Source organism: Martelella mediterranea (assembly GCF_021021415.1).
GTDB lineage: Bacteria > Pseudomonadota > Alphaproteobacteria > Rhizobiales > Rhizobiaceae > Martelella > Martelella mediterranea_C.
Window position 1 is genome coordinate 20,226 of sequence record NZ_JAINWJ010000022.1, and the last position, 23,699, is coordinate 43,924.

Below are 23,699 nucleotides of genomic sequence, written 5' to 3' on the forward strand. Positions count from 1 at the left end.
CCTTGAAGTCCTGAAAACCGCCGGCTTGTGGCACGGCTCTCAACGTCACCGCGCCTGTTCGAGAAGTGCGGGAAGATCCTTCAGGATCGCCTGCAGCTGAGGCTCTTCCACGACCCGTGCCGCATCGTCGTGGTGCATCCATTTGCGCTCGCGCTCCCCCATTTCCGGAAATGTGTCGGCAAGCTCGATCACCTTGATTGCATAGACATACACATCCGTGGTCACCGGCAATCCTCCATCGACGATCTTTTTGTAGCGATAGCGTCCGATGCGCCTTGCTTCGGCGCCGCGATGAACCCCGGCCTCTTCCCACGCCTCTTCCAGCGCCGTGCCCGTTCCATCCGTGCCGGCCACCGGCCATCCCTTCGGGATGATCCAGCGCCTGGTCGTGCGCGAGGTGATGAGCAGGACCTCCGGTCCGGCATTTCCCTGTCGATAGCAGAGCGCGGCGATCTGCACATGTGCAGGCCGGCCGAGAAGAGGGGCGAGATAGCTATTCCAGATCCTTGAAAACATCGGGACACCGTTCAGGAGCGGTCAATATCCCCGCTGCTTATTAAAATGCCAGCCCGATCACAAGGTTAGTGGGGCAAAAGTCCCATCTTATCGCTGGATTGTGACCGAGGCGGTTTCCGGCATCATGACCATGCAAGTGCTTGATGCCGTAGCTCAGTGCGAGCGGGACTTGTTGATCGAGCGAACGCAATCCGGTCTTGAGAGAGCAAGTGCGGAGGGCAAAGCCTTCGGCCGCTTCACGATGCTCAACGATAAACAGCGGCTCTGGTGAACTTGATCAGGCGCTCGTGTTCTCTGTCGCTGGCCCCGGATGGTGGCAGGCGAAACTGTGTTGAGGGTCCCCCGCTCGGATCCGTACGCAGCGCCGGCACCTTGTTCGCGCATATCGCGGTTGCGCGGGGGCAACGGGTGCGGAAAACGCAGCCTGACGGTGGATTGAGCGGGCTCGGCAGATCACCTTCCAGCGGCACGGCCTTCTTGTTGCGTTCGATTTCGGGATCGGGGATAGGCACGGCCGAGAGCAGGGCCTGCGTATAGGGATGCTGCGGCGCGAATGGACAGCCTTGCTTAAGGCGCGCCATGTTGGGCGGGTTGCCCGGAATGGAACGGAGCACATCGTCAGTGCGGTCAACGCGCGGTATGGAGCCGATAAGCCTGCGCGTATAGGGGTGGGTCGCATTCCTGAACAACGCATCGACCGGCCCCTTTTCCATGACCTGTCCGCCATACATCACCATCTTGAACGCGAGAGCGTATAGCGAATGGCTTCGGCGAGCTTGGTCTTCCGACTGATGAGGGAGAGTTGCCCGGCGCCTCTCCTGTCGGGCAGGGTACGCGCGACGCCCACCGGCGCGTCTCCCCTAAGGGGTGTTCAAGCTGGAACACCGCGAGCCCGCGCCGCGCACAGAATGCTATACCGTCGTCAGAGGCCTGAGGTCGCGCGCCAGCAGGATGTTGGGCGTTCTTGCCAGTTCTTCGATGAAGCGATCCACGAAGAGGTTGACGCGGCGGCTGGCGGCAAGCCCCGGCGCACGGATCAGGTAGAGCAGCTTCGGGGAGAGCGGACGGTCGGGCAGAATGATTTCGGCCTCACCCCGCGCCAGAAGATCAGCGATGAAATAGCGCGGTGCCTTTGCAAAGCCGAGGTGGTTCTGGACGGCATGCAGAATGAGGTTCGGCATCTGGGCAGCGAAGGCGACGTTGACCGGGGCGGTTGCACCATCGGCAAACACGACCGCGTTCTCGTCCGGGTCGTCCCGGTATTGAATGTAATCCAGCGGGCGCAGGTCCTCGGGAGTTTGCGGTCGGCCCACCCGCTCAAGATAGCGGCGCGAGGCGACAAGACAGAGCTCGACCTCGGCGAGTTTGCGCACCATCCCGTTTCCGGCGCCATCGGTTGTCGCCTGGATCGCCAGATCGAGTTCCGCTTTGGCAAGATCGACCAGCGTATCGGTGGCCTGGAATTCGATCTTCAGCCCGGGGTGGGTGCGGCGCAGGTCGGCGAGGACCGGAACCAGCAGGCTCTGGGACATCAGCAATGCGCAGGATAGGCCGAGACGGCCGTCCGGCGAGGATTGCAGCGCGGCCAGCGCGTCCTGCATTTCGGACAGCCGGGCCAGAACCTCGACGCCGTGTCTGGCGGCCAGGCGCCCGGCCTCGGTCGGATGGATCCCGTTCCGGCCGCGCACGACGAGCACGAGCCCAAGCGAGCGTTCCAGGGCGGCGATCTGCTGGCTGACGGCAGGCTGGGTTATGCCGAGACGTCGTGCGGCGGCAGACAGCGAGCCGGTTTCGCAAGCGGCCACAAGCGATCTGAGGGCGACGATATTTTCCATAAGCATTCCTAATGCGCGCCATAAGAGATTGCGCAATATCGTGAATATAGCATTAGCGTTACTTATCGATCCAGACAATGGCTATGATGAAAGGATCGAAGATGGCCGTTTCCAGACGAATGTTTGCGCGCAACGCGCTATTGGCGCCGGCGGTGCTCGCGCTCTCGGCGACGACGCGTTTTGAAGACGTGGCGCACGCCGAGAGTAGCGAAATGCCAGACACGCCGCGGTTTCAACGCCGGATGATCGGGGAGATCGAGGTTATCGCCCTGATGGATGGGATGATCGAGCGGCCCAAGGAGATGATTTCAGGCTATGACGAGGCGAAGGCGGCCGCAGCGGCCAGACTGGCTCACAAACCGCATGATCCCGCGGCGATCAGGATTGGCATCAACGGTTATGCGATTCGCACCGCGGACCGGCTAATCGTTGTCGATACCGGTTCGCCGTCGGGCCTGGCGCCGACTCTTGGCGGATGGCACGCATCACTTGCGGCGGCGGGCATTGCCGCGGACCAGGTCGACACCGTTTTTCTGACCCATCTGCATCCCGACCATGTTGGCGGCATGACCGATCCGAAGAGCGGCACGGCGCGGTTGCCCAAGGCGGAGGTGATCGCCTCCGAAGCGGATTGGCGCTTTACTTTCGATGACGCGATTTATGCGTCGATGCCCAAGGCGGTGCAGCAGGGGCTCGATATATCCCGCGCGATGGTCACGCCTTACACGGCGTCAAAGACGCTCGTCGTGCCGGGGGCCGAAATCGCGCCGGGCCTCACGACCGTGGCGATGCCCGGCCACACGCCAGGTCATATGGGGCTCAGGATAGACAGCGGCCGCGAAAGCGTGCTGATCTGGGGCGACCTGCTGATCGTGCCGGCCTACCAGTTTGCCAATCCGGATTGGGGCTTCGCGCTCGACACCGACAAGGCCGCAGCCGCAAAGACGCGCGCCAAGGTGCTGGACATGTCGGCAGCGGACGGGATGATGGTCGCCGGCATGCATCTGGACTTTCCGGGCTTCGGCTATGTTGAACGCGCCGGGCAGGGATATGGTTTTGTTGCCGCGCCCTGGGATTACCGGGTATGAGGATATGCCCGCGCTCTTCGTGGAGCGCGGGCCGTCGCGGTGCCGGTGGCAAGATCGCGGATCGAATGCTGTTGCCCGTCACGCTCGTCAGACCTTTATGCCGAACAGTTTTTCCGCGTTCCGGAACGCGATTTTTTCCTTGGCCTCGCGCGGCAGGTCCACGGCCCGGAACCAGTCGGTTCCTTGCTTCATGTCTGCAAACGGGTAATCGATTCCAAACATCACCCGATCCACACTGATATACCTCAGCAGGAGATGAAGCAGTTCATCCTGGAAGAACGCGCTGGTCGTGTACCAGAAATTGTCACTGAAATATTGCCCGAGAGGCTTGTTCAGCGCGTCTTCGGTCGACTCGCTCATATCGCCCACGATACGCTCGTAGTAGAACGGAAGCCCCTCTCCCATATGGCCGATGATCATCTGCAGGTCAGGGTGTCTGTCGAATACGCCCGTGATGATCAGCCGAAGGCATTGCGTGAGCACCTCCTGGTGCCAGCCATAGCCTGAACCGCTGAAAATGTAGTTCTGGAACTCCTGATCATAGCCTGGCCGCGTCGTGCGGTAGTAAATGTCGAAGACTTTCTCAGGCGGGAAGCCCGGATGCAGGTAAATCGGCACGCCAAGCGCCTCGGCGCGCGCCAGAAGGGGCTCGAAATCGGGGTGGTCGAGGAATTTCTCGCCGATGAATCCATTGGTCATCGCTCCCACAAAGCCATCTTCCCGAACGGCGCGTTCCAGTTCGTCCGCTGAGGCTTCCGGGTCCTGCAGGGGCAGGGTCGCATAGGCCTGGAACCGTCCCGGATAGGCTTTCATCGGGCCATCGGCGATCATCTTGTTCAGACGAACCGCAAAATCGATGCCCTCCTGACCGGGGACATCCTGCACGCCCGGCGTATGCGCGGAGAGGATCTGAACATTGATCCCGGCCGCATCCATTGCCGCGATGCGGCCAGTGCCGATTTCGTCAAGGCCGGTTCCCTTGAGGTACGCGACGTGTTCGTCATTGATCGCGTTCAGCGCGATCAGTTCGTCGGTGGTGTAGGTCTCTTCCGTCGCGATAAACGGCAGGTCCCGGTCACGATACGCGATGACCGACGGCTCCGCCGCGGCGGCGCGGGAAACAATTGCGGGGGCGGATAATCCGGCGCCAACGCCAAGGACCGTCGCGCCGCTCAGAAACGTGCGGCGTCCCATCGCCAGATTTCTTTGGTTTTTTTTGATCGATTTCATGTCAGTTTCAACTCCGATGTTGTTTTGCGCAGTTCGGGGTCTCGCACCGATTGGCCTCGTTCGATTGGGGATGCGCGTGCGTCGACCGTCCGCACAGCCGCCGGTGCGGATGCGTCAGACCTTTATGCCGAACAGTTTTTCTGCGTTTCGGAACGCGATTTTTTCCTTGGTCTCGCGCGGCAGATCCACTGCCCGAAACCAGTCGGTTCCTTCCTTCATGTTTGCGAACGGGTAGTCGGTTGCAAACATCACCCGATCAGGACTGATGTATTTCAGCAAGAGAGCGAGCAGTTCATCCTGAAAGAATGCGCTCGTCGTGAACCAGAAATTGTCATGGAAATACTGCTCGAACGGCTTCTCCAGGGTGTCTTCGGTCACTTCACCCATCTTCTCCACGATGCGCTTGTAGAAGAACGGAAGACCCTCCCCCATGTGGCCGACAATGACCTGCAACTTGGGAAATCTGTCGAACACCCCGGACGTGACCATGCGCAGGCATTGCGTAACCGTTTCCTGGTGCCATCCATATGCCGAGATGGAGAGAACCTGGTCCTGGTATTCCCTCTGATACTCCGGCCGCATATTGCTGTAGTAGATCTGGAAAACCTCGTCGGGCGGCAGGCCGGGATGGAGGTATATCGGCACATGGAGCGCTTCGGCGCGCGCCAGCACGGGCTCGAAATCGGGATGATCGAGGAATTTTTTCCCGATGATCCCGTTGGTCAGACAGCCCACGAAGCCATTCTCCCGAACGGTGCGTTCCAACTCGTCCGCCGAGGCTTCCGGATCGAGCAACGGCAAGGTCGCAAACGCCTGGAACCGGCCCGGATAGGCAGCCATCGGTCCATCAACGAGCATTTTGTTGAGCCGATAGGCGAAATCGATGCCCTCCTGACCCGGGACATTCTGCACCCCCGGCGTATGGGCAGAGAGGATCTGGACATTGATGCCCGCCTCGTCCATTGCGGCGATGCGGCGCGGACCGATTTCGGCAAGACCGGTCTTTTCCAGAAACAGTCTGTTGTTCAACGTCATCAGTTCACGGGTGGAAAAGGTTTCCTCCGTGCCGATGAATGGCAGGTCCTTGTCACGCAAAGCGATGTCGGAAATCTCTGTTGCCGCGGCGCGCGAGGCAATGCCGGGCGCCGACGATCCGGCGCCGACATCAGGTGCGTGAACGCCGGTTGGAAGGGTGGGACCTCCCGTCATAAGGGACATCAAGGGGTTCAGGATCGACTTCATCAGTTTTGCTCCAGTGTTTTGCGTCGTTCGGTTTTGGCCCGCCCCGGGCCATTCAGGAGAGCAGGTCACTTCGCTTCGCTTGTTGTTCTGTTGCCGCCATGGGTCGGGATAAGGATTTGAAAGATCAGGCCGCTCGGCGCGTTGTCCGAAAGAGAGATGGCGCCGCGATGGGCGTGGACGATATCGGCGACAATGGAGAGGCCGAGCCCGAAATCTTCCTTGCCCTCTCGTGCATCCCCATGGGGCCGCGCCTCATCGCCCTTGAAGAACGGCTCGAAGACCCGCTCTCTCAAATGTTCCGGAATGCCGGGACCGTTATCGGTGACACGGATCTCGCAGTCCGCCTTGCAGTTTCTGAGGCTGACGGTGACCTCCGTCGCGAACTTGACGCTGTTGTCGCAGAGATTGGTGACCGCCCGCATGATGGCCATCGGCTTGCAATCGATGACCATCCGGTTGGGACCCTCGAACCGCACCGGAAAACCGACATCGCTGAACTCCGCGCAAACGGTCTGCAGGAGGCTTGCAACATCGGCGCGCTGTATCGGTTCGGTTGCATAATCGTCCCTGAGATATTTCAGAACCTCGTTCAGGAGGCCGTCGATGCGCATGACGTCAGACAACAGCCCATCGCGCACCGGCCCTTCCTCCATGCGGTCGGCGCGCAGCCGCAGCCGCGTCAGAGGCGTTCGAAGGTCATGGCCGATGCCCCGCAGCATGCGCGTCCTGGATTCGACCATCACCCGTATCCGGCTTCGCATCGCATTGAGCGCATGGGCGAGCGCGACGATCTCGACAGGTCCGCGTTCCTCGAAAATCTCCGAACTGTTCGCGATGTCCGCATGCATGGCCGCTTCGGATATCCGCTTGATCGGCTCGGTGATGACGCGAATGGCGAATATGAAGAAGAACGCGATCAGAACGACGATGGCGACGGAATAATATGGCCCCTCGTTGAGGATGGCGCTGTTCAGGATCGTGTCCGGAAAGCCGGAAAGGACAAGAAGCGTGTCGTCGTCGACCTTTGCCGCAATCACTCTCTCCCCGTTCCAGAAGGTGCGCCAGCCGCCGACCGGTGGGCGGAGGTTATCGGCCGGAAACAGCACGTCGATCGCCATGGCCAGCGCGCCTTCGGGTTCCGACGGTCCGGTGAAACTCTCGCTGATCGAAAACGGCTCCAGCGAGAAATTCCAGCCGGCAGCGCGCGATGCCGAAAGGATGGCTTCGCGCGTATCGGGCGGGGACGCTTTCAGGAGTTCCGCCATCGTATCCACGCGCGTGACGATATCTTCCATGTCTGGCGCGGCATCCCTTGCCCACTGCTCCAGGGCCCTGCCGACGAGGGTGACGACGATCAGCGCCACGATGATGATGAGCGTGATCTGGCCTCTGATCGTGTTGGGGAGGAAACGCTTCAGCCTCATAGTTCCTCGACATTTGCGGTAAACATGTAACCGCCCAGACGGATGGTCTTGATCACGACCGGGTCGCGGGCATCATGTTCGATCTTCTGCCGCAATCGGCTGATGTGAACATCGATGCTGCGCTCGATCGGGCCGGCCAGACCGGCATGAGTGACGCCCAGGAGTTCCTCCCGCGTCAGAACGCGGCCCGGGTTTCGGCAAAAGGCGAGCAGGATATCGAACTCGTGCGTCGTCAGGCCGACGCGTGCGTTGGTCGGATCGAAGAGCTGCCGTCGGATGGGGTCCACCAACCATCCCTCAAAACGCAATTGCTTTTGTCTCGGTTCCTTCAGCGCAGGCAGGGCGGCGCGGCGCAGCAGGCCGCGTATCCGGGCGATGAGTTCCCGTACGCTGAACGGTTTGGTGACATAGTCGTCCGCGCCGATCTCGAGACCGACGATCCTGTCAATCTCGGCATCGGCCGCCGTCAGCATCACGATCGGAATATTCGTTGCGACCCTCAGCCGCCGACAAAGACTGAGGCCGCTTTCGCCAGGCAGCATGACGTCGAGGATCACCAGATCGTAACTGGAGGAGCGCATGCGTGCATCCATTGCGATACCGTCCCGGGCGATCTCCGCGATCATTCCGCTTTCCATAAGGCTATCGCGCAGCATCGCGGCGATCTGGGCGTCGTCCTCGACGATCAGAATTCGAGAAGCGTCCAAGCTCCGGCTCCTTCACCATTCATATGGCACTGTGTCTGTCTCTGAATAACACGGCGCAGCATGCGCGTTGGCTGAAGCAATATTAAGATTTGTTTCAGAGCCCGCGGCTGTCGGGCCGTCCCGAAACAAAACTTCACACAAGCAAACATCCCGGTGGCCTGCGTCGTGGCACAAGATGGGCATTGAAACCGCCTGTCCGGAGTTGGCCATCGGCGGGCGCGGAAGACTTGCAGTCGCCATGTCGCGCCACAGCGGATGGCGGAAGCATGCAATCCCCCACTACGTCCAGTTCAACAACCAGTCATTGAGAGGATGGTCCTCGTGCAAACCTCATATTCAGCGTCGAAGGATGTCAACCGGCCTCCCCTGGGAAAGCTCGCTTCGCTCGTACCCATCGACGGAATGGCCGGCGGAAGCTGGGCTCCTCGCGGCCGTACCTTCCCTTTGCATCCGCCGCTTGTGCTTGGAAAGCTGGTTCTCTTGTCCAGCATGCTGTTCGTCATGTTTCCGCAGATTGACCTCACCGTTTCGCGGCTCTTCACCGACGGCACGCATTTCTATCTTTCCGGTGATCGCCTGCTGGTGCTCGTCCGCGATGCCAACCGCATGCTTCCTTACTTTGTCGTGCCCGTGATGATCGTCCTGATGGTGGCGAGACCGGTCAGGCGTTCGGCGCCTCTGATCTCGAAGCGCGCCCTGTTCGTTCTGCTCGCTTACGCGCTGGGATCGGCAGTCATGGTTCACGCGTTCAAGTTCTTCTTTGGCCGGGCCAGGCCCCAGCATGTGATTGAGTTTGGCGGCGCGATGGAGTTCACGCCGGCATGGCAGTTCGCATCTATGTGCGAGAGCAGTTGCTCGTTCCCATCCGGGGAAGCCGCATCGGCGGCCGCGTTCATGGCCGTGCTGGTGTTCGTTCCGGACGCATACCGCAAATACGCCGCCGCGATGATCGTTCCGCTCTCCATCTTCGTCGCCCTGAACCGCGTCGTCATGGGCGCCCACTTTCTCTCGGACGTCGTGCTCGGCTGGCTGCTCGTCTGCTGGCTGATGTTCTGGCTCCACGGAAAAATGGGGCTGAAGACCGGCGCGTGATGGCGACGGATCAACACGACAATTTCCCGGTCACACTTGCATCTGCATGCCAGCGGCCGAGCCCCTTCCTCCTGACGTTTCCCACCTGAACTTGCTGTCGATCAGCAAGACTTTCCAGCGCCGCCGCGCAAATTTCGCGTCAAATCAAACAAGGATGTCAGCACATGGAAATGTTCCTTCCAGCCGCTCGAACCCAACCAGAACGGCTTCTCTCAGCTCCGGACGTTTCGGTGATCATACCGACATTCAATGAGCGGGATAATGTCGGCAAGCTTGTCGGCCATTTGATCGCCACCCTCAACGGCCTGAACTGGGAGGTGATATTCGTGGATGACGATTCGCCCGATCGCACCGTCGAGGTGCTGCGCGATATAGGCCATTATGAGCCGCGGATACGCTGCATTCGCCGGGTCGGCCGACGCGGGCTCGCCGGTGCTTGCATCGAGGGCATATTGTCCGCGCAGGGCGAGATCGTCGCGGTCATGGACGCCGATCTCCAGCACGATCACCGCCTCCTGCCGAAACTGGTCGCCGCCATACGGGAAGGAAACGATCTCGCCATCGCCACCCGATATAGCGCGCCTCGCCAGGAAACGGCGCTCTCGCCATTCAGGAGCGCCATGTCGAGGATCGGGACTTACCTTGCGCAACGCTTGATCACGGCACAGACGACCGATCCCATGAGCGGCTTCTTAGCGACACGCCGTGATCTGGTCGAGGCGATGGCGCCCCGGCTGAGCAATGGGGGTTTCAAGATCCTCTTCGATATCCTTTCAAATGCGGAACCGGATGTCCGGATAGCCGAACTGCCCTACCGCTTCGCCACCCGTTCGGCCGGACACAGCAAGATGGATCGTCGCGTCGCCCTTCAATTCCTGGGGCTGCTCTTCACCAAGGCAACGAGAGGTCTGGTCTCCCTGCGGCTGGTTTCTTTTCTCCTGATCGGCGCCGCCGGCCTCGGCGTGCACATGGCGCTGCTCATCCTGGTTCTTGTGGCAGGCGTGAATTTCGCGGCCGCTCAGGCGATAGCAACCCTCATCACCATGGTCGTCAATTTCTCGGGCAATAACCTGTTGACCTATTATGACCAACAGCTGCGTGGACGAAGCTTTTTCCGGGGATTGCTGATCTATGTCGCGATATGCGGCATGGGAGCCGTGGTCAATGTCGGTATCGCGACGGCGCTGTTCACGGTGGCCGGCCCCTGGTGGGTTGCGGGTCTTGCCGGCGCCTTCGTCAGCGGCTTGTGGAACTATCTGGTGACGCAAACCCTCGTCTGGAACCGCCCGGGTGCGCTATGACCATCGGCTTTCTCCCTTTCCGCCGGAGGCCTGCGAGATGGTAACGCCAGCGCGTCCGGGCAATGGCAAAGCGGGCGGCAGTGCCGTTCAGAGACAACAGTCTGCCCACCCCTTTTCCGTCGAAACGCTTTCCGAAAAGCTCACCGCATCGCCGCGACAGATCGCGGTCGCGATCGTGCTCGCCTTCACGCTGGTGCGTCTTGTGTGGGCCTATGTGGTCGGCTTTGGCATCGACGAAAGCTATACGATCGGCCAGTCGCGGTTTCTCGCGCTGTCGTATTTCGATCACCCGCCTTTGCACTACTGGATCGCCCATGCGGCTGGCGTTTTCTTCGGAACCAGTTGGGCGGTGCGCATTCCCACGGTCCTGTTGTTTGCGGCGACGTCGTGGTCGATCTTCTGCCTCACCGAGCGCCTGTTTGGCGGCGTGGCGGCAGTGTTTTCCGTCCTTTTCCTCAATCTGTCGCTGTTCTTTCTCGTCTCGGCCGGCGCCTGGATCGTTCCGGATGGTCCTCTCATGCTCTTCCTGGCGTGCGGCGCTCAGGTCATGGCAAGGATTCTTTTCCCGTCGCCGGAGGAGAAAGCGCCCGCGATAATCTGGTGGATCCTCGCTGGCGGGCTGTTCGGCCTTGCGGGTCTCGCGAAATATTCGGCGCTCTTCACACTCGCCGGTCTCGTCTTCTTCGTGATCGCAACGCGGCATCGGCGGCAGTTGTCAACGGCGGGTCCATATGTCGCGTGCTTCGTGGGTCTGATTGTTATTCTGCCTGTACTGGTCTGGAATATTCAGCATGACTGGGCCTCGTTGCGTTTCCAGACCGGGCGAGGCAGCCCGCAGTTTGCCCCTTGGGCCTTTGCCCGCATGGTGCTGGGGCAGATCGTCTGGCTGGGCCCCTGGATCGCCATTCCCCTCATGCAGTCGGCCGTGCACGCCTTTCGAAAGGGGCGAATGGAAAGAGAGCTGTTCTGCCTTGCCCTCGGTGTTCCGGCGATCGGTTACACAACGCTTCAGGCGCTCTGGAGCGGCGCCGGGTTTCCGCATTGGCCGATGCCGGGCTGGCTGTTCGTCTTTCCATTGCTGGGCGCCCGGTTGAGCGGCCGCATCCGGCCTGCCATCCGCTATGCGATCGCGACGTCACTCGTGACGCTCGTGCTCCTGACGGTTGCCGCCGCGCTGGGCGCCTCGGGCGCGCTTCACCGGCTGGCGCCCTCTCTGCATGGTCCGACCGCCGACCTGATCGACTGGTCTCCGGTGGCGGAGGTCATCACGCCCCTGAAAATCGGGATGCTGGATGGACCCGCAGTCGCGGGGTTGGGCTGGGCCGAGGCTGGAAAGCTGGATCTTGCGGTGGGCGATATCGCGCCCGTGATTGCTCTGGGACGGGACAAGCGCGGATTTGGCACACGGTCGGATCCGCGACTTGCCGGCAGGCAAGGCCTTGTTATCGTCGCCAGCGAGAAAGCGTGGGCAAAAAAGGGGAAGGGCCTTTCATGCCTGCCAGAAGATCCCCGCCCCGCTGCGCGCCTGCCTGTGGGCCGGGCAGGGCAGGCGGAATTGACCCTGCTTGTCATCCCCGTCGAGAGATGCAAGGGGACGACCCAATAAAATGGTCCAGCCGAGATGGGCCGCCGGCTGCGCGTCTTTCACACTCACGCTGAGCGACGGCGGACCCCTATGCGGAAATCGACGTCCGCGACCATGGTTGCGCGGTCTCGTTTCCCGACAACGAACCGCCCGGGCTCGTTGTCGTGTTGAAACGCGATAATGAACAAACGCAGCGGTCTGGGTGATCAGAATTTGTAGCCAAGCGAAAGCGAGACCTGCGGCTGCACCTTGCGTTTCACGATCGGGCTGTCGGCGGCATCGCCCACGAGCACCCCGACACCGGCGCCGGCCTGTATCAGCCAGTGTTCGTCAAAGAAATAGGTGGCGGACACGTCGAAGTCGACACGCTGCAGGCCGGCCTTCGCCTTGTACTGCGGCAGGCCGGAGGCCGCGGACTGGGCGGCGTTGATGCTGAAATAGCTGTCCATATAATTCTTGTCGGCGATTGTCGCCCCGACACCGGTCGCGACAACGAGCTTGTCACCCATATGCCAGCCGTAATTCATGCCGATCTCGCCCTTCAGCCCCTCGCTGCCGCGGATGGTCTTGTCGAGCGCACCATAGATCTCCCAGGCACCCCATTCATAGCCGGCCCGGAGCCCCGCGGTGATGCCATAGTCGACATCGCCGAGGCCCTTGAGCAGGTCTCCGTCTTTTTCCGAACGTCCGGGCTCGTAGCCGAGACGGGCATCGACCGTGAAGCCGCCATCCTTGTAGACTGTGGCGGCCAGGCCGCCCGGATCGAGCTGAAGCCAGTTGGCATAGCCGATCGACACGATCGGGATACCGCCGATCTTCATCTTGTCGCCGCCCTCATACTCGGGTTCGAAGGTCACGCCGCCGCCGAGGATGACTTCCCATCGCGACTCGAACGCATCTTTTTCGAGCGGTTGCGGGCCGGAAATGGCGGGCGGCGGGACATCCCGGACGGCGAAATCCGCCGCATAGGTCCCGTCCGCAAGTCCGATCAGGGAGACGACGCCCGTCAACCCGATTGCCGTCGCAGCGAAATGATCTAATTTTACCATCTGTCCTCAAAGCTCCGATGAAACACCAACGTACCGGCGGAACCGGCACAACCTGGGAGGTCAGCCTCACAGTGACCGAGGGCGTGGCGGGACAGTGTTTTCTTTGATGACAAAAGATTGCGGGCGCGCCACATATGTGGCGGTAAAGCGTTCTCAGGATGGCTTTGGGGCAGGGATGTCAGGTTAACCGCGCTGTTGTCAGTCGCGGCGCAATAATCATGTGCGCGGATATGTTGTAGCTTCGGCGGTTGCCCTGTTTCCCGCTCTGAACCCCCACGCGTCATCTCGACGTCCAATCGAAGTCCGCGCCGAATGATCGAAGATATTGCTTGCCAAACCGGGGCATCCGCCGCATCAATTCATTTCTGGAACTTGGCGCCAGCCGGACGCTTTCGATGACGCAGGTTAAGTCCAAAAGCTCTGCCGAGAAGCAACCTGACCTCTTGCGCGTGCACGCGACGGCAAGTCGTTTTGATCCCCATTTCCACAGCACTTACTCGATCGTGGCGATCAAGCGGGGGGCGGCTGAGATCAGATCGGCGAGATGGAGTGAAACCGCCCGGGCTGGCGATATCTTCTTTTTCAACCCGTTTGAAGTCCACGCGGCGCGCTGCTCCGGGGATAATGCGGAATACGTCACGTTGTACCCATCCAGGGCGTTCCTTATGAGTTGTCTCGCGATCGAGCGCCGCGAAGGACCCCTCAGCATCCAGACCGCCATTCTCAGGAAGGGCTCGGCGACAACAGAGCTTATCGATGTCCTGAATGCGGCGAGGGTTGAAGACAAAACCATTGAGGGTTCACTTCGACGGATGTTTTCAGCGTGCGTCTTCTCGACGAACTCTGCGGACGAAGGCGTCGGGGCGCTGGCGCGAAGGGCCTGCATGCTGATCCGGAAGAACTTCACGCGGGCGATGCGGACCGAAGATCTCGCGCGCGAACTGGGGGTGCACAAGAGCCATCTCGTCCGGACTTTCAGTAGTGCGGTGGGCATGGCGCCTCAGACCTATATGCGTCAGGTGCGGGTGGCGAAGGCCAGGGAATTCATGACCGAGGGCGTTCCGCTCAGCGAGGTCGCGCTGATGCTGGATTTCAGCGATCAGGCCCACTTCACACGCGAATTCAAGAAGGTCTACGGCATGCCACCCGGCGCATTCTCGCGCGTTCTTGGCAAATATCGACGATAGGCCGGCGCTTGCCCCATCCAAGCGCCGTGACGGGATTCAACTGCCCTGGCGGCGCCTGGCCACCGCCAACACGATATGCAAATCCTGTTCAATACGCCAAGCGATGGGTCACGTAACTTCGGCACGCAAACGTCGAGGTTCCCAAGATGCAACAAGATGATCTTCCGTATTTGGTAAAATTCCCTGACGCCACGGGACAATTTGGGCGGTTTGGCGGCAATCATTATCCACCGCAAGTATGGCCGGCCCTTGAAGAACTCACATCAACCTATCTGTCGCTGCGAGACAGGCCGGACTTTCAGCACGACCTCGATACGGTTCGCGTCGGTTTGCAGGGGCGCCCGACGCCGGTCCATTTTCTCAAGACCACCACGGCGGAAGTCGGCGGCGCGCGCATCTACATAAAGCGTGAGGATCTGAACCACACGGGCGCGCACAAGATCAATCACTGCGTGGGATTCGCGCTGCTCGCCCGCAATATGGGTAAGCGCAAGCTGATTGCTGAAACGGGCGCGGGACAGCACGGGGTCGCGCTCGCCGCTGCCGCCGCCTATTTCGGTCTCAAGTGCGAGATCCATATGGGCGAAGTCGACATGGTGAAGCAAGCCTCGAATGTCGGGCGCATGCGTCTCCTCGGTGCGCGAGTGGTCGCGGCAAGCGCTGGGCAGTCCGCCCTGAAAGAGGCGAGCGACGCCGCGTTCAGCGCCTATATCGAGCAGCATGAGCACGCCCTCTACGCGATCGGTTCGGCGATAGGGCCGCATCCCTTTCCCATGATCGTGCGCGATTTCCAGTCGGTTGTGGGACGAGAGGCGCGTAGTCAGTTCCTGTCTCTGAACGGAGGGCAGTTGCCCGACCATGTCGTGGCCTGCGTGGCGGGCGGATCGAACGCAATGGGCATCTACTCCGGTTTCCTGGATGATCCCGCCGTTACGCTCCATGCCGTCGAACCGCTTGGCACGTCAAATGAGACCGGGAAACACGCCGCGACACTCTCCTTCGGAACGCCCGGGACGCTTCATGGTGCACAATCCCTCGTTCTGCAGCGGGAAGACGGAGCACCTTCAAAAGTGTCGTCCGTCGCATCGGGCCTCGTCTATCCCGGGGTCGGTCCAGAGATCGCGATGCTGCATGAGGAAGGCCGCCTGAAGGTTGCGGCCATCTCGAACGAAGAGGTGATTGCCACCTTCTTCCGCTTTGCAAAGTCGGAAGGCATCATACCGGCGCTCGAGAGTTGCCACGCGCTGGCATTCGCGATCAAATTGGCAAAGCGCCGCCCGCCCTCGGAAACCATCCTGGTCAACCTGTCCGGCCGGGGCGACAAGGATGTCGATTTCGTTCTGAACGAGTTTCGGGATGCGGACGGTTCCGCGCGCTAGCCAGCCGCTATCCCATTGGGGGCTACGCCTCGGAGACGATAGCGGCCATTCGGTCAAACGCTCCAGGCCGTCTCCAGCAAAGCCAAGGCTCGAGCGTTGCTTCCGGCGCCGGCCTCTTTCGCAATGCTATTCCGCTTCCGACCAGTGAGGATAGGTGACATAGGCGGTCAGCGCGCCTTCCGCGTGGGAGCGAATGATCACGGCGTTCCCCTTCGACATATAGATAATTTCGCCGGGGCCAGCGGTCAGGGTCTCGCCGGCGGCTTCAACCGAAACCCTTCCTTCAAGGACCACCATCACGTCATCGACGACAATATCGGTCTCCAGGACCTGGTCGGGGCCGTAGCGGCCATATCCGACCGTGATCGGCCCTCCTTGTTTTTGATCCGCCATGTTGGCGGCGAAAATGTCGGCGTCCTGCCCGGGCGAACGTTCGAAAACGGCATCGGCAGGTCCAAATCTGAGGACTTTCATTTCTTTCCTTTCCGCGTTCTCGCTATTCACGTTTTGCGATTTCGGCGTCGGCCAGTCCTGACATCTGTTCCCCCATCACTTTCAGAAACACGAGCGCCCGCTCACGGTAGAGCGCATGTTTTTCAGGCATCCTGTCCCAGGATTGCTGAAGGGTGGTGCCGGGGGTGGCGATCTTCATTCCATCACTGGCAAACAGAGCCAAGGCGACCTGATCGATGATATTTGACGTCATTCCTGAAAATCCTCTTTGGTTGGATCGGTCAGCTAGCAACGGACATTGGCAATTCTGGGGTCCCGCCAGCCTCGACATCCATGACCCGGTCGCTCTCTGCCGGTTCAGGTTTCGGTTTCAAGGCGGCGGGGAGCACAGACTGCGCGCAGGTACTCGGTCGGCGTTGTCGGCTTGCGACCGAGGAGTTTCTCCAGGTCGCCGCTCTCGCCGTCCCATGCGCCGGCGTTGACGCCCTGCACCCATTTCAACATGAAAGCAGCAGCCGGTTCGGGCAGCCCTAGTGCCATCAACCGGGCGACGTAATCCTGCTCCGAAAGGACGTTGAACGGCACGGCCTTGCCGCTGATCTCCGAAAGAATTTGTGCAATGTCTGCGAAGGACACGGCCGGACCGCCGTAGAGCGCGTAGTCCTTGTACGCGTGCCCGTCTTCGCTCAGCACGACGGCGTGCGCTTCTGCCAGATCCTCACGGCTGGCGTAAGCCGCCTTGCCCGTCCCGGCCGGCGCAAGGACGCCTTTTTCCAGAGGGGCTCCGCCTGCATAGTTTTCAATATTCTCGAGAAATGGCGGATGACGCACCAGCGTGTAAACCAGGCCGGACGCCTTCAGGCTTTTTTCGACGAAGCGATCCTCTTCGGTGACCTGCGGCATGTGGAAGCCGGAACCCGCCTTTTGGATGATCGGCATGAAGACGATATGTCCGACGCCGGCCTGCTTCGCAGCACTGATGACATTCTCGTGCTGGGTATTGCGATCGGTAAAGGCGGTGGCGGAGACGAGCATGACCTTGCCAATGCCCGCGAAGGCGCGCACCAGCCCCTCATGATCGAAGTAGTCGCCCTGGCGAATTTCGATCCCCTTGGCGGCGAGATCCGCCGCCTTGGCCGGATCACGGGCAAGACCGACGAGATCGCTGGCGGGCACGCGTTTCAGAAGATGCTGCAGGGTCATGCGGCCGATATTACCGGTCGCGCCGGTGACGAGGATCCTGGTCATGGATTTTCCTTTCGGTTTATGCGGTTGGTGCGGCGCGGAGCGTCGACATCGTCGTTCGACCCAGTTAAGACGCTGCAGACTTTCGTTCCAGTACCCACTATTTTGTAAGTATCGAATTTGGGAGATCAAAATGACCGAGACGCATTTCCGGTGTGGCCTGGAAGCGGTTCTGGCCATCCTCGGCGGCAAGTGGAAGCCGCTTATCGTCTATCATCTCGCTGGCGGCCCGAAGCGCACCGGGCAACTGCGCAAGCTCGTCACCAATGTGAGTGAAAAAATGCTGATCCAGCACCTCAAGGAGCTGACGGATGACGGCGTCGTTCGCCGCATCGATTTCCAAAAAGTGCCGCCACACGTTGAATACGAATTGACGGAGTTTGGCCGAAGCCTGGCCCAGGTGCTCGCGCCGCTATGCGAATGGGGGACGCACCACAATGCGGAGGTCGCAAAGATCGTGCAAAACCGGGATCATGGGACGAGGGTGGCTTAGCGTCTCGCTGGCAAGGGGTAAGATCCCCAGAAGTTCACGCCGCGAGAAATATTGCCCTGTTGCAAGTTTGTTATCCGGAAAGGCCTCTATTTCAGCTCTCGGGCGGTTTCGGTGATCTGGTTGCGAAACCATTGATGCGCCTGCGAGGAATGCGTCCTCTTTCCCCAGGTCATGTAGAACGGAAATTCACATTCGAACGGCGCGGGAATCGAGATGATATCCGGCGAGAAAATCCGGGAAAAGCCTTCCGAAGCAGTCAGCACCAGCTCCGTCTGCGCAATGACGCGGTCAATGGCGCCGAGGCCCGAAATCTCGATATGCGGCTTGATCGTTATGTTCATGGCATCGAGCGTCGGCAGGAAATAAGGCTGCCACTCGGGCGCCGGTTGCGCGATGATGTGTTGCGCGCTCTTGTAATTGTCGAGCGTCATCGACTGTCGCGCCCACTTGCTTTCCTTCCAGACGAAACACGCATATTTCTCCGTCATCAGTCGCTTGCAGTAGATGCCGCTCTTGGAGCCTTGCAGCGGCGAGATGACGACATCACACGCACCGGATTCAAGCAGCTGGAGACCGTGACCGCCAACGGTCATCACGGACAGCTTGACGTTCGGCGCGCGCGCATTGAGCTTGTGGATGAGCAATGGCAGGAAAATGCTGCGCTCGTAGAAATTGCAGCTCAGCACAAATCGTTCACTGGCCGATGCCGGGTCGAATTCCTTTTCTGCGGCGAGCTCTTCAAGCTGCGCGATCAGCGACTTGGCGCCCGCGACGATGGTTTCGCAGCGATGCGTGGCGGTGATGCCGCGGCCAAGACGTACGAACAGCTCGTCATTAAAGACCTGGCGCAGTCGTTCGATGACGTAGCTGATCGAGGACTGGCTCATGTCCAGATGGTCGGCCGCCTTTCGAATCGAGGAATATTTGTGAACCGTGACCAACACGCTCAGCGCGTGGAAGTCGATTTTCAGCAGATCCGGGCGATCCATGGAAATACCTTCATACTCCGACTATTCGTCATTTGATTGATCGAAAATACCGAATTTAGATATCTAAACAAGCTGGTTGTTCGGCTTGGGCAAGCCTGTAATCTCCTATCGCATCGAAATGAAAAGCCGTTGGTTTCGGAGGAGAAATCCGGATTTGACGTTTCGGTCACAGGGGAGGAAAACATGCAGATACGTACCCGCAAGGGATCTCTTGCCGCGTCCATCAAAATGCCGCGCCGTCAGTTCCTGGCAGCCAGCGCGGCCTCGCTGGCCAGTCTGTCCGCGCCGGGCATCGTCCGCGCTCAGGACGCAACGATCAGGATCGGCTACATCACATCGCTAACCGGGCCGCGCGCTGAATTCAGCGAGCCGGCCACCTGGAACGTCGAAAAGTTCCGCGAGAAATACGCCAAGGGAATTGATATCGGCGGCAAGAACTACAAGGTTGAGATTCTTGTGCGCGATACCCAGTCCAATCCGGCGCGCGCCGGGCAGGTTGTCTCCGATCTCATTCTGAGGGAGCAGGTTGATATCCTGCTGGCTGATGATGCGGACTCGCACATCACCGGCGGAGAACTGGCGGATCAGATCGGCGTTCCCTTCGTTTCGACGCTGACCCAGTGGGAGCCATTCATCGCCGCGCGCGGATCGACGCCGGACAAGGGATATCCTTTCACGTTCTTCTTCGGCTTCTCCGCCGGCGATCTGGCGAAGAACTATGTCGGCCAGTGGAACGCGACCCAGGCAAGAAAAGTCGTCGGCGACCTCTATATCGACAATCCGCCCGGCCACGCCTTCGCCGATACCGACAACGGCCTCGCAGGCGCGATCATCAAGGCGGGTTACGAGCGGATCCCCGGCGGTCTCTATCGCCTCGACACCGACGATTTCAGCAACCAGATCGCCAAGTTCAAGGCGGCAAATGCCGATATCATGACCGGTTTCGTGTTCGCGCCGTCGTTTGTGACGCTGTGGAACCAGGCCGCCCAGATGGGCTATTCGCCGGAGATCGTCACGGTCGCGGCGGCGTTCCTCTTCCCGTCCGGCGTCGAGGCGCTCGGCGAGCGCGGCAATGGCATGTCGACGGAAGTGTGGTGGAGCCCCGGCGTTCCGTTTTCCTCGTCGCAGACCGGGCAGAGCGCGGCCGAGCTTGCGGCGCAATGGTCGGCGGATACCGGGCGTCAGTGGACCCAGCCGATCGGCTATATGCATGCACTCTTCGAGGTCGGGTTCAACGCGCTGGCGGCATCGGGCAATCCGAAGGAGCCGGTCGCGGTACGCGACGCGATCAACGCGCTGCAGTTCAGCTCCATTCTCGGACCGATCGATTTCGTGACATCGCCGGTCAAGAGCTGCGCCATTACCGACATGGCCATGGGGCAGTGGATACGCACGCCCGACGGCCCGTTCGCGTTTGACCTGCTGATCACGTCCAATCCGACGGCGCCGGCGATCAAACCCCAGGCTGATTTCAAGCTCCTTTCCGAGCTGAAGGCCTGAGGCAGGCCACGGGGCGGTATTTCGGAAATGCAGAATACCAATGATATCCTTCGCGTGGAGGGGCTCGACAAGGCGTTCGGTGCAATCGACGTTGCGCGCGACATCTCCTTTTCGGTCGCTCTCGGAGAATGTCTGGGAATCCTAGGACCGAACGGGGCGGGTAAAACCTCCCTGTTCAACCTGCTGGACGGGTCGATCCGGGCGGATGCCGGCAAGGTCCTGCTCGACGGGGTCGACATTACCGATCTGCCGGCACACAAGCGCGCCGGCGTGGGCATTTCCCGCGCATTCCAGGTTCCGCAACCCTTCGCCGATATCCCGGTTTTCGAAAATGTCCTGGTCGCGGCGCGTTTCGGCGGCGGCATTTCCCATCGGCAGGCGATCGGCTTCAGTTGCGAAATCCTCGAGCAGACGGGGCTCTACGGCAAACGACACCGCAATGCCGGCGCGCTGTCGCTGCTCGACCGAAAGCGGCTTGAGCTTGCCAAGGCGCTGGCGACCAGACCCAGGGTCCTGCTGCTCGACGAAATCGCCGGCGGGTTGACCGAGATGGAGGGCCGGGAGCTGGTGGCGCTTCTTCAAACGCTGAAAACCGGGGTGGCGATCGTCTGGATCGAACACGTGGCGCACGCGCTGACGGCGGTTGCCGACCGGCTGATGGTGCTTCACTTCGGGCAAAAGCTCATGGAAGGGCCTGTTCGCGAGACGCTGGAGAGCGCGGAAGTGCGGGAGATCTATCTGGGGATCGAAGTCGATGACGCTCGTTGATATCCAAAAACTGAATGCGTTCTACGGCGATTTTCAGGCGCTGTTCGATCTGGACTTCACCATCGATGCCGGCGAGACCGTCGCCGTTATCGGGGCCAATGGCGCAGGCAAGTCCACCTTTCTGTCGGCGATCCTCGGTTCCCTGAATTCCATCAGGGGCAAGATCGAATTCGACGGCGCCGATATCACCGGCAATCGCGTGTTTATCAATGCGCGAGCGGGCATCACGCTGGTGCCGGAAGGTCGGCGGCTTTTCCCATCCCTCGATGTCGAGCAAAACCTTCTGATCGGGGAAATGACCCGTCGCAGGGGCGCGTGGTCGCTTGAGGCGGTCTATGCCCTGTTTCCAATCCTGCGTGAGCTTAGTCATCACCGGGTTTCCCAGATTTCGGGCGGCCAGCAGCAGATGGTGGCCATTGGCCGGGCATTGATTTCAAATCCGAAATTGCTGTTGTGCGACGAAATCTCGCTCGGGCTCGCGCCAAAAGTGATCAAGGAAATCTATGCCTGTTTCGACCAGATCAGACAAAGCGGCGTGTCGATCATCCTCGTCGAACAGGACGTCGCCAAGGCGCGGGATGCGTCCGACCGGCTCTATTGCCTTCTGGAGGGGCGTTTCAGTCTTTCCGGACGCAGCGACAGTTTTTCCATCGATGAAATCTCGAACGCGTATTTTGGGGCGTAGCCAATGGATTGGGTTTCGACAATCGTAAACGGACTGCTGCTCGGGTCGCTCTACGGTCTTTATGGCTTGGGACTGGCCTTCGCGTTCGGGATCATGCGCATCGTGAACGTCGCGCATGGCGAGTTCATCGTGCTGGCGGCCTATACCGGCTATTTTTTCAGCACCGCTTTTGGCCTGCCGCCGGCGGTCAACATAGTCGTCGTTGCCCTGCTTGGCGCGGGCGTGGGCTATGCGCTTCAGGCCGGGCTGCTCAACCGGGTGATCGGCGCCGATCCGCTGCGGCCATTGATCCTGACCTTCGGTCTGTCGATCATTATGCGCAATGCGATGGCGGAGCTGTTCGGCGCGGACCTTCGCTCGATTGACACCGGTGCGCTGAAGACGGCGAGCATCAATCTGGGCGGACTGTCGGTCGGCGTGCTGCCATTGATCATTTTCGCGGTGACGGCGGCCTGTTTCGCCGGGCTTTTCCTGTTGATCGGCAGGACCAGATTCGGGCGCAACATCCGCGCCGCGGCCGACAGCGCCGAAACGATCGAGCTGTTCGGCGTCGATCATCGCAGGATCTATGCAATCGCCATGGCGGTGGCGATCGCCTTGTCCTGCGTGGCAGGCGTTTTGATGGGTATGCGGTCGGGTTTCACGCCGTTTTCCGGCGTCGACAGACTGCTCATCGCCTTGCAGGTGGTGATCATCGGCGGCGTCGGCTCGATGTTTTTTGCGTTCTTTGGCGGGCTTCTGCTTGGCGTCACCCATTTGATCGGACTGAAACTGGACCCGGGCAGCGGGCTGCTGTTTCCCGATCTGGTCTTCCTCGCCGTTCTGCTTTTCCGTCCTCAAGGCTTTGCGGGAGGCAAATCATGACCGGCACATCGCCAATCAATCCTTCCGACAGGGGCACGCGGTCCCTGCCGCTCTCCGTGCTGATCGTTCTCGCCATTATCGCAATGGCCTGCGTTGCCGCGGGACCCTGGCTTCTCGGGCAGGGGACGATGCGGCTCGTCAGCGAGATCCTGCTGGTCCTTGCCATGGCGCAGATGTGGAACCTGCTTGCAGGCTATGCCGGACTGGTATCCTTCGGCCATCAGGCCTTTGTGGGGGGCGGCGCGTATGCTGCCTTTGCGGTCTCGAATAATCTGGGGCTCAACCCCTATGTATCGCTTCTCGCCGCACCGATCGTCGCCGCGGCAATGGCCGCCGTTCTCGCGCCGCTGCTGTTTCGGCTGCGCGACGCCTATTTCGCCATCGGCATCTGGGTCGTGGCGGAGGTTCTTGCCATCCTGTGCAGCAAGGTGCCGGGCCTGGGAGGCCAGCTCGGCATGACGCTCAAGAGTATCCGCAATCTTGATTTCAACACGTTCTCGGTCGCGATCTTCTGGATCTCCGGCGCGGTCGCCATCGGATCGCTGGTTACAGTCTGTGTTGTCTTGCGATCGGATCTCGGCCTGGCGTTGAGCGCGGTGCGCAATAACGAACGCGCGGCGCAAAGCCTCGGGATCGATGTTTGGAAGATCAGGTTCGTCACCTTCGTCATTTCGGGTGCCGGCGTCGGACTGGCGGGCGCCGTCTACTTCGTGTCGTCCCTGCAGGTCGTGCCCTCTGCCGCTTTCGATCTCAACTGGGCCGTGATGATGCTGTTCATCACCATTATCGGCGGCATCGGGCGTGTCGAAGGTCCGATCATCGGCGCGATCATCTATTTCACGCTTCGCGAACTCTTCGCGGAATACGGCAACTGGTATCTCGTTTTGACGGGGCTGGTCGCGGTCGTGACCATGCTTCTGGCGCCGGAAGGAATATGGGGTCTGATTTACAGACGCTTCCGGTTCGAAATCTTCAGTGTTCGCCATAGGATTCCGGATGATTGGGCGGACCACAAAAACAATCACACAGCGGATGCTGCATGAGCGATGCGCAACGCCTGCTGCAGG

The 23,699-nt window shown here is 60.5% G+C and carries 23 protein-coding genes and 3 pseudogenes; 13 read left to right on the top strand and 13 right to left on the bottom strand.

Annotation, left to right across the window (positions count from 1 at the left end; genetic code table 11):
* Nucleotides 1-45 precede the first annotated feature (45 nt).
* Entirely contained in the window at nucleotides 46-516 is a 471-nt protein-coding gene (locus K7H91_RS14400) for an NUDIX hydrolase (protein WP_230720964.1), read from the bottom strand.
* A 115-nt stretch (nucleotides 517-631) separates the two neighbouring features.
* Between K7H91_RS14400 and K7H91_RS14405 the strand changes: the two are divergent.
* Nucleotides 632-778: pseudogene (locus K7H91_RS14405) on the top strand (recombinase family protein); the annotation flags it as partial.
* Here K7H91_RS14405 and K7H91_RS25840 read toward each other — a convergent pair.
* From K7H91_RS25840 to K7H91_RS14415, 3 genes and pseudogenes are all read right to left on the bottom strand, one after another.
* Nucleotides 762-1,064: pseudogene (locus K7H91_RS25840) on the bottom strand (oligopeptide/dipeptide ABC transporter ATP-binding protein); the annotation flags it as partial. The pseudogenes K7H91_RS14405 and K7H91_RS25840 overlap by 17 nt on opposite strands.
* A gap of 57 nt (nucleotides 1,065-1,121) precedes the next feature.
* Nucleotides 1,122-1,253, bottom strand: a pseudogene (oppD, locus tag K7H91_RS25845) (oligopeptide ABC transporter ATP-binding protein OppD); the annotation flags it as partial.
* A 174-nt stretch (nucleotides 1,254-1,427) separates the two neighbouring features.
* Nucleotides 1,428-2,351, bottom strand: coding sequence for a LysR family transcriptional regulator (locus tag K7H91_RS14415; RefSeq protein WP_230720965.1), 924 nt, complete (start codon nucleotides 2,349-2,351; stop codon nucleotides 1,428-1,430).
* A 101-nt stretch (nucleotides 2,352-2,452) separates the two neighbouring features.
* On the opposite strand from K7H91_RS14415, the gene K7H91_RS14420 reads away from it, so the two are divergent.
* Nucleotides 2,453-3,439 (top strand): MBL fold metallo-hydrolase, encoded by a 987-nt coding sequence (locus K7H91_RS14420; RefSeq protein ID WP_230720966.1) that lies wholly within the window; start codon nucleotides 2,453-2,455, stop codon nucleotides 3,437-3,439.
* An 87-nt stretch (nucleotides 3,440-3,526) separates the two neighbouring features.
* Here K7H91_RS14420 and K7H91_RS14425 read toward each other — a convergent pair whose 3' ends face one another.
* The 4 genes from K7H91_RS14425 to K7H91_RS14440 all read right to left on the bottom strand — a co-directional run bounded on the left by K7H91_RS14425 (nucleotide 3,527) and on the right by K7H91_RS14440 (nucleotide 8,042).
* Entirely contained in the window at nucleotides 3,527-4,633 is a 1,107-nt protein-coding gene (locus K7H91_RS14425) for an amidohydrolase family protein (RefSeq protein ID WP_230720967.1), read from the bottom strand.
* 150 nt (nucleotides 4,634-4,783) lie between these two features.
* A complete protein-coding gene (locus tag K7H91_RS14430; protein ID WP_230720968.1) occupies nucleotides 4,784-5,911 on the bottom strand; it encodes an amidohydrolase family protein in 1,128 nt (375 codons plus the stop codon).
* A gap of 65 nt (nucleotides 5,912-5,976) precedes the next feature.
* On the bottom strand, nucleotides 5,977-7,335 hold the full coding sequence (locus tag K7H91_RS14435; protein ID WP_230720969.1) for an ATP-binding protein: 1,359 nt from the start codon (nucleotides 7,333-7,335) through the stop codon (nucleotides 5,977-5,979).
* Nucleotides 7,332-8,042: a response regulator transcription factor gene (locus tag K7H91_RS14440; RefSeq protein WP_269066229.1), complete on the bottom strand. Its 711-nt coding sequence runs from the start codon at nucleotides 8,040-8,042 to the stop codon at nucleotides 7,332-7,334. The genes K7H91_RS14435 and K7H91_RS14440 overlap by 4 nt, the downstream gene beginning before the upstream one ends.
* Nucleotides 8,043-8,531: 489 nt before the next feature.
* On the opposite strand from K7H91_RS14440, the gene K7H91_RS14445 reads away from it, so the two are divergent.
* The 3 genes from K7H91_RS14445 (at nucleotide 8,532) to K7H91_RS14455 (ending at nucleotide 12,041) form a co-directional block, all read left to right on the top strand.
* Nucleotides 8,532-9,134, top strand: coding sequence for a phosphatase PAP2 family protein (locus tag K7H91_RS14445; RefSeq protein ID WP_230721036.1), 603 nt, complete (start codon nucleotides 8,532-8,534; stop codon nucleotides 9,132-9,134).
* A gap of 164 nt (nucleotides 9,135-9,298) precedes the next feature.
* Complete coding sequence (locus tag K7H91_RS14450) at nucleotides 9,299-10,435, top strand: glycosyltransferase (RefSeq protein ID WP_230720970.1); 1,137 nt, start codon at nucleotides 9,299-9,301, stop codon at nucleotides 10,433-10,435.
* A 37-nt stretch (nucleotides 10,436-10,472) separates the two neighbouring features.
* A complete protein-coding gene (locus K7H91_RS14455) occupies nucleotides 10,473-12,041 on the top strand; it encodes an ArnT family glycosyltransferase (RefSeq protein WP_230720971.1) in 1,569 nt (522 codons plus the stop codon).
* A 185-nt stretch (nucleotides 12,042-12,226) separates the two neighbouring features.
* Here the strand turns inward: K7H91_RS14455 and K7H91_RS14460 are convergent, their stop codons facing one another.
* On the bottom strand, nucleotides 12,227-13,069 hold the full coding sequence (locus K7H91_RS14460; RefSeq protein ID WP_230720972.1) for a MipA/OmpV family protein: 843 nt from the start codon (nucleotides 13,067-13,069) through the stop codon (nucleotides 12,227-12,229).
* A gap of 395 nt (nucleotides 13,070-13,464) precedes the next feature.
* Here K7H91_RS14460 and K7H91_RS14465 point away from each other — a divergent pair, with 395 nt between their 5' ends.
* Nucleotides 13,465-14,256: an AraC family transcriptional regulator gene (locus K7H91_RS14465; protein WP_230720973.1), complete on the top strand. Its 792-nt coding sequence runs from the start codon at nucleotides 13,465-13,467 to the stop codon at nucleotides 14,254-14,256.
* A gap of 170 nt (nucleotides 14,257-14,426) precedes the next feature.
* Nucleotides 14,427-15,635, top strand: coding sequence for a tryptophan synthase subunit beta (gene trpB, locus K7H91_RS14470; protein WP_230720974.1), 1,209 nt, complete (start codon nucleotides 14,427-14,429; stop codon nucleotides 15,633-15,635).
* Nucleotides 15,636-15,761: 126 nt separating this feature from the next.
* Here trpB and K7H91_RS14475 read toward each other — a convergent pair whose 3' ends face one another.
* From K7H91_RS14475 to K7H91_RS14485, 3 genes are all read right to left on the bottom strand, one after another.
* Entirely contained in the window at nucleotides 15,762-16,109 is a 348-nt protein-coding gene (locus tag K7H91_RS14475; protein WP_230720975.1) for an ethanolamine utilization protein, read from the bottom strand.
* 22 nt (nucleotides 16,110-16,131) lie between these two features.
* Nucleotides 16,132-16,341 carry a hypothetical protein gene (locus tag K7H91_RS14480; RefSeq protein WP_230720976.1) on the bottom strand — a complete coding sequence of 70 codons (210 nt, stop codon included), beginning with the start codon at nucleotides 16,339-16,341 and terminating at the stop codon, nucleotides 16,132-16,134.
* A 104-nt stretch (nucleotides 16,342-16,445) separates the two neighbouring features.
* Complete coding sequence (locus K7H91_RS14485; RefSeq protein WP_269066232.1) at nucleotides 16,446-17,336, bottom strand: SDR family oxidoreductase; 891 nt, start codon at nucleotides 17,334-17,336, stop codon at nucleotides 16,446-16,448.
* 130 nt (nucleotides 17,337-17,466) lie between these two features.
* Between K7H91_RS14485 and K7H91_RS14490 the strand changes: the two genes are divergently transcribed.
* Nucleotides 17,467-17,826, top strand: coding sequence for a winged helix-turn-helix transcriptional regulator (locus K7H91_RS14490; RefSeq protein ID WP_230720978.1), 360 nt, complete (start codon nucleotides 17,467-17,469; stop codon nucleotides 17,824-17,826).
* Nucleotides 17,827-17,912: 86 nt separating this feature from the next.
* Here K7H91_RS14490 and K7H91_RS14495 read toward each other — a convergent pair whose 3' ends face one another.
* Complete coding sequence (locus K7H91_RS14495) at nucleotides 17,913-18,815, bottom strand: LysR family transcriptional regulator (protein WP_230720979.1); 903 nt, start codon at nucleotides 18,813-18,815, stop codon at nucleotides 17,913-17,915.
* Nucleotides 18,816-18,998: 183 nt separating this feature from the next.
* On the opposite strand from K7H91_RS14495, the gene K7H91_RS14500 reads away from it, so the two are divergent.
* Genes K7H91_RS14500 through K7H91_RS14520 form a run of 5 tightly spaced genes read left to right on the top strand, consistent with a single transcriptional unit; the run spans nucleotide 18,999 to nucleotide 23,675 of the window.
* Nucleotides 18,999-20,315 carry an ABC transporter substrate-binding protein gene (locus K7H91_RS14500; RefSeq protein ID WP_230720980.1) on the top strand — a complete coding sequence of 439 codons (1,317 nt, stop codon included), beginning with the start codon at nucleotides 18,999-19,001 and terminating at the stop codon, nucleotides 20,313-20,315.
* A 27-nt stretch (nucleotides 20,316-20,342) separates the two neighbouring features.
* A complete protein-coding gene (locus K7H91_RS14505) occupies nucleotides 20,343-21,083 on the top strand; it encodes an ABC transporter ATP-binding protein (RefSeq protein WP_230720981.1) in 741 nt (246 codons plus the stop codon).
* Entirely contained in the window at nucleotides 21,070-21,768 is a 699-nt protein-coding gene (locus tag K7H91_RS14510) for an ABC transporter ATP-binding protein (RefSeq protein ID WP_230720982.1), read from the top strand. The genes K7H91_RS14505 and K7H91_RS14510 overlap by 14 nt, the downstream gene beginning before the upstream one ends.
* Nucleotides 21,769-21,771: 3 nt before the next feature.
* Nucleotides 21,772-22,632, top strand: a complete 861-nt coding sequence (locus K7H91_RS14515; RefSeq protein ID WP_230720983.1) for a branched-chain amino acid ABC transporter permease — start codon at nucleotides 21,772-21,774, stop codon at nucleotides 22,630-22,632.
* Nucleotides 22,629-23,675, top strand: a complete 1,047-nt coding sequence (locus K7H91_RS14520) for a branched-chain amino acid ABC transporter permease (RefSeq protein WP_230720984.1) — start codon at nucleotides 22,629-22,631, stop codon at nucleotides 23,673-23,675. Before K7H91_RS14515 ends, K7H91_RS14520 begins: the two co-directional genes overlap by 4 nt.
* Nucleotides 23,676-23,699: the final 24 nt, after the last annotated feature.